At 71.0% G+C, this 5,024-nt stretch carries 6 protein-coding genes; 5 read left to right on the forward strand and 1 reads right to left on the reverse strand.

All coding sequences use genetic code 11. From position 1 onward, the window contains the following. Positions 1 to 120 precede the first annotated feature (120 nt). A complete protein-coding gene (gene radC / locus C5O18_RS06480) occupies positions 121 to 795 on the reverse strand; it encodes a RadC family protein (protein ID WP_105192531.1) in 675 nt (224 codons plus the stop codon). A 111-nt stretch (positions 796 to 906) separates the two neighbouring features. Between radC and coaBC the strand changes: the two genes are divergently transcribed. The 5 genes from coaBC to C5O18_RS06505 form a co-directional block, all read left to right on the forward strand. Continuing rightward, positions 907 to 2,232, forward strand: coding sequence for a bifunctional phosphopantothenoylcysteine decarboxylase/phosphopantothenate--cysteine ligase CoaBC (coaBC, locus tag C5O18_RS06485; protein WP_105192533.1), 1,326 nt, complete (start codon positions 907 to 909; stop codon positions 2,230 to 2,232). A 131-nt stretch (positions 2,233 to 2,363) separates the two neighbouring features. Continuing rightward, the gene (gene dut / locus C5O18_RS06490; protein WP_105192535.1) at positions 2,364 to 2,822 is read left to right on the forward strand and encodes a dUTP diphosphatase; all 459 of its coding nucleotides are present in this window, start codon (positions 2,364 to 2,366) and stop codon (positions 2,820 to 2,822) included. A gap of 66 nt (positions 2,823 to 2,888) precedes the next feature. Beyond that, a complete protein-coding gene (argB, locus tag C5O18_RS06495) occupies positions 2,889 to 3,797 on the forward strand; it encodes an acetylglutamate kinase (protein ID WP_105192537.1) in 909 nt (302 codons plus the stop codon). 70 nt (positions 3,798 to 3,867) lie between these two features. Continuing rightward, entirely contained in the window at positions 3,868 to 4,662 is a 795-nt protein-coding gene (locus tag C5O18_RS06500) for a sulfite exporter TauE/SafE family protein (protein ID WP_206389765.1), read from the forward strand. After that, a partial coding sequence (locus tag C5O18_RS06505) for an Hpt domain-containing protein (protein WP_206389766.1) occupies positions 4,659 to 5,024 on the forward strand: 366 nt, incomplete at its 3' end. The genes C5O18_RS06500 and C5O18_RS06505, both read left to right, overlap by 4 nt.

Consider the following 5,024-nt stretch of genomic DNA (forward strand, 5'->3'; position numbering starts at 1 on the left):
CGGGTGCCCTCAGGCCCCGGGGTTCTGCTTTCTGCACGGACGGTTTGGTCAGGTGGCCGGGCGGGAAATCGTAGCGCAGCGTTTTTCCCGCCCGGCCACCTGGCCGAACCGTTCCCCTCCTCACAGCCAGCCCCGCTCCGCGAACGACACCGGCTCGCCATCGCCGATGACGAGGTGGTCGAGCACGCGCACGTCGATCAGCGCCAGCGCGTTCTGCAGCCGTTCGGTGATGCGCCGGTCGGCGGCCGATGGCTCGGCGATGCCGGAGGGGTGGTTGTGCGCCAGGATGAGCGCGCCGGCCTGATGCGCCAGCGCGCGCTTGACGACTTCGCGCGGATGCACCGAACAGCTGTCCAGCGTGCCGTGGAACAGGTCCTCGACCGCGATCACGCGGTGCTGGTTGTCCATGAACACCACAGTGAACACCTCGCGATCGCGGTCGCGCAGCCGTGCGCGCAGGAAGGCGCGGGTGTCGTGCGGGCTGCACAGCTTGTTCTCGCGCTGCAGGGCCTCGCCGAGGTGGCGCCGGCCCAGCTCGACGGCGGCCAGCAGGCGGGCGGTGCGCGCCGGACCCCAGCCGGGCTGCGCCATGATGTCGGCCGGGCTGGCGTCGAGCAGGTTGCGCAGGCCGCGGTGTCGCCCCAGCGCCTGGCGGGCGATGTCGACGGCGGTCAGGCCCGGGCGGCCATGGCCGATGAACAGCGCCAGCAGCTCGGCCGTGCTCAGCGTGGCGGCGCCCTGGTGCAGCAGTTTTTCCCGCGGCCGCTCCTCGGCCGGCCAGTCGCGTATGCGCAATGTCGTGCTCCCTGCGGTTCACCGACGGTGCGTGCGGGCATGCTCGCCGGGCGGTCCGGCGTGTTATCTTCCGCACCTGTCCAAGGTATAGACCCGATCCGGAGTCTTTGCATGCTCGCGCGGCTGACCAACAAGCACATCCTGCTCGGCGTGACCGGCGGCATCGCCGCCTACAAGAGCGCCGAGCTGATCCGTCGCCTGCGTGACGCCGGCGCCGAGGTGCAGGTCATCATGACGCCGGCGGCGCGCGAGTTCATCACGCCGCTGACGCTGCAGGCGCTGTCCGGCAACCCCGTGCACACCGAACTGCTCGACCCCGAGGCCGAGGCCGGCATGGGCCACATCGAGCTGGCGCGCTGGGCCGACCTGTTCCTGGTCGCGCCGGCCTCGGCGGATGCGCTGGCGCGCCTGGCCGGCGGCATCGCCGATGACCTGCTGACCACCTGCTGGCTGGCGGCATCCGGCAAGAAGGCCGTGGCGCCGGCCATGAACCAGCAGATGTGGGCCGACCGGGCCACCGCGAGCAATATCGAGACCCTGCTGGCACGCGGTGTCGCCGTGTTCGGGCCGGGCAGCGGCTCGCAGGCCTGCGGCGACATCGGCGCCGGCCGCCTGCTCGAAGCCGTCGAGCTGGCGGCCCTGTGCGCCGACCAGTTCGAGAGCCGCCAGCTCACCGGCCGCCACGTCATCATCACCGCCGGGCCCACGCGCGAGGCGCTGGACCCGGTGCGCTACCTGAGCAACCACAGCTCGGGCAAGATGGGCTTCGCGCTCGCCGAGGCCTGTGCCGAGGCCGGTGCGCGCGTGACCCTGATCGCCGGTCCGGTGCACCTGGCCACGCCGCCGCGCGTGCAGCGGGTTGATGTGGTCAGCGCCTGCGACATGCTCGGCGCCAGCGAGACGGCGGTGAACGACGCGGTGGCGTCGCTGGGCGCGGCGCGCGTGGTGTTCATCGCCACGGCGGCGGTGGCCGACTACCGGCCGGCGCAGGTGGCGGGCCAGAAGATCAAGAAGGGCCTCAAGGACGACACGCTGGACATCACCCTGATCAAGAACCCGGACATCGTCGCCACCATCGCGGCGCGCGCCGACAAGCCCTTCGTCATGGGCTTCGCCGCCGAGACCCAGCAGGTCGAGGGCTACGCCTGCGACAAGCTGTCGCGCAAGCGCCTGGACCTGATCGCCTGCAACGACGTGTCGCGCGGCGACATCGGCTTCCAGAGCGATGACAACGCCATGGTGGTGTTCTGGCCGGACGCCGGGCAGGGCAGCAGTGCCGCCGCGCCGGGCCTGGGCCGCGCCGAGCTGGCCAAGGCGCCGAAGACGCAGATCGCGCGCGCGCTGGTCGGCCTGCTGGCGGAGCGGCTGGCGGCCGCTCCCGGCGGCACGGTCGCCGGCGATGCCAGCCTGACCCGTCATGCCGATGAAACGCTCTGATGCTGCCATGGCCGCCGGCGCCTGATCATGCCGCCTGATCGCCAGCCGGCGTCCGTTGCCGGCGTCATCACCGACAGCCTCCGAACACCGCTTTTGAACACAGTCACGAACAGGACCACGAAGCCCGCACCATGAAAAAAGCCCTGCAAGTCCGCATCCTCGACGACCGCATCGGCCGCGACCTGCCGCTGCCGGCCTACGCCACCGAAGGCTCCGCCGGCCTCGACCTGCGCGCCCTGCTGGACGCGCCGCTGACGCTGAACCCGGGCGACACCGTGCTGGTGCGCACCGGCCTGGCCATCTACATCGCCGACCCCGGCTACGCCGGCCTGATCCTTCCGCGCTCGGGCCTCGGCCACAAGCACGGCATCGTGCTCGGCAACCTGGTCGGGCTGATCGATGCCGACTACCAGGGCGAGCTCATGGTGTCGGTATGGAACCGCGGCGCGCAGCCGTTCGTGCTGGAGCCGGGCGAGCGCCTGGCGCAGTACGTGCTGGTGCCGGTGGTGCAGGCCGAATTCGAGATCGTGTCCGAGTTCCAGGCCACGGCGCGCGGCGCCGGCGGTTTCGGCAGCTCTGGCCGGCAGTGAGTTTCGCTGCCGCCTCGTGAGCAACCCTTTCCCAACCCCGTCCAACTGAATCGCGCGAGAACCGTCATGGCCCTGACCCACGATGCCGCCCTCAATATCGCCAAGGTGCTGACCGAGGCACTGCCCTACATCCAGCGCTTCGCCGGCGCCACCGTGGTGGTCAAGTACGGCGGCAACGCCATGACCGACCCGGAGCTGGAGAACTCGTTCGCGCGCGACATCGTGCTCATGAAGACGGTGGGTCTGAACCCCATCGTGGTGCATGGCGGCGGCCCGCAGATCGGCGACCTGCTCAAGCGCATCGGCAAGGAGTCGCAGTTCATCGACGGCATGCGCGTCACCGACGGCGAGACCATGGATGTGGTGGAGATGGTGCTCGGCGGCCTGGTCAACAAGTCCATCGTCAACCTGATCAACCAGAACGGCGGCCGCGCCATCGGCCTCACCGGCAAGGACGCCAACCTGATCCGCGCCAAGCGCATGACCCTGTCGCGCAAGGACGAGGCCGGCCAGGCGCAGGAAGTGGACATCGGCCAGGTCGGCGAGGTCGCCGGCATCAAGGCCGACGTGCTGGAGCTGATGTTCAACAGCGACTTCATCCCGGTGATCGCGCCGGTCGGCGTCGGCGATGACGGCGCGTCCTACAACATCAATGCCGACCTGGTGGCGGGCAAGGTGGCCGAGGCGCTGAAGGCCGAGAAGCTGATCCTGCTCACCAACATCCCGGGCGTCATGAACAAGGACAAGCAGGTGCTGACCGGCCTGACCACGCAGGATGTCGATGCCCTGATCGCCGACGGCACCATCTACGGCGGCATGCTGCCGAAGATCGCCTGCGCGCTGGACGCGGTGAAGGGCGGCGTGCAGAGCGCGCACATCATCGACGGCCGCGTGCCGCACGCCTGCCTGCTCGAAGTCTTCACCGACGAAGGCATGGGTACGCTGATCAGCAACCGCGCGCGCAAGCCGCGCTGAGCCCGCCGGCCATGCCGCGCCGCCAGGCCCGCGCCGTGTTCCCGCCAGCCGGTCGCCGGGCGGAGGCGCGGTGCTGAGCGGCTGGGGCGAGCAGGGCCTGCTGCTCCTGCTCGCGCTGCTGGCCAACACGCTGTCGGCGCTGGCCGGCGGCGGCTCCGGGCTGCTGCAGCTGCCGGTGCTGCTGTTCCTCGGCCTGGCCTTCCCGGTGGCGCTGGCCACGCACAAGATCGCCAGCGTGGCGCTGGGCATCGGCGCCACCCTGCGGCACCTGCGCAGCGAGCGCATCAACTGGCGTTTCGCGCTTTTCATCCTCGCCGCCGGCCTGCCCGGCGTCTGGCTCGGCACCCAGCTCATCCTGCAGGTGCCGGAGGCCTGGGCGCGGGCGGCGCTGGGCCTGCTCACCCTGGGCCTGGGCATCTATTCCTGGCGGCGACCGGCGCTGGGCCAGGTCGCCGACCTGCGCAACACCCATCGCGCCGGCCTGCTGATCGGCGGCGGCGCCCTGTTCCTGATCGGCATGCTCAATGGTTCGCTGACTTCGGGCACCGGCCTGTTCGTGACCCTCTGGCTGGTGCGCTGGTTCGGTCTCGACTACACCCGCGCGGTGACCTACACGCTGATCCTCGTCGGCCTGTTCTGGAACGGCACCGGCGCCTGGTTCCTGGCCCAGCAGGCGCCGGTGCGCTGGGACTGGCTGCCGGCGCTGCTGCTGGGTTCGCTCATGGGCGGATACCTCGGCGCGCACCTGGCGCTGAAGCACGGCAACCGGCTGGTGAAGCGCAGCTTCGAGGTGCTGACGGTGCTGGTCGGCGCCAAGCTGCTGTTCGATGCCTGGCCCCTGCTCATGGCGGGTGCGCCGGCATGACCGACGCCGCGCTGGAGATGATCTTCCGCACGCAGGCGGCACGGCTGTGGCAGTCGTTCGCGGCGGACTGGCAGGTGTTCGTCCTCGCCGGCGGGCGGACTCCGGACCGGGCCGCGGCGCTGGCGTCGCCCGCTCTGACCGCGTTGCTGCTGCCGCTGCACACCCTGAAGGGGTCGGCGCTGGGGCTGGACCGCCTGCCGCTGGCGCAGGCCTGCCATGACCTGGAGTCGACGCTGGCGGCCTGGCGGCAGGCGCCGGATGCGGAGTCATGGGCGGCGCTGGTCGCGGTCGAGTCGCTGCTGCGGCCGCAATGGCTGGCGGCGGCCGGGCTGGTTGCCGGGGCCACCACCGCAGGCGGGCCG

Origin of the sequence: Amnimonas aquatica (assembly GCF_002943415.1) — a bacterium.
Classification (GTDB): Bacteria; Pseudomonadota; Gammaproteobacteria; order Pseudomonadales; family Moraxellaceae; genus Perlucidibaca; species Perlucidibaca aquatica_A.

Coding starts and splice junctions, on each gene's coding strand:
- coaBC (WP_105192533.1), top strand. CDS start 907: ATGCTCGCGCGGCTGACCAACAAGCACATCCTGCTCGGCGTGACCGGC.
- argB (WP_105192537.1), top strand. CDS start 2,889: ATGGCCCTGACCCACGATGCCGCCCTCAATATCGCCAAGGTGCTGACC.
- dut (WP_105192535.1), top strand. CDS start 2,364: ATGAAAAAAGCCCTGCAAGTCCGCATCCTCGACGACCGCATCGGCCGC.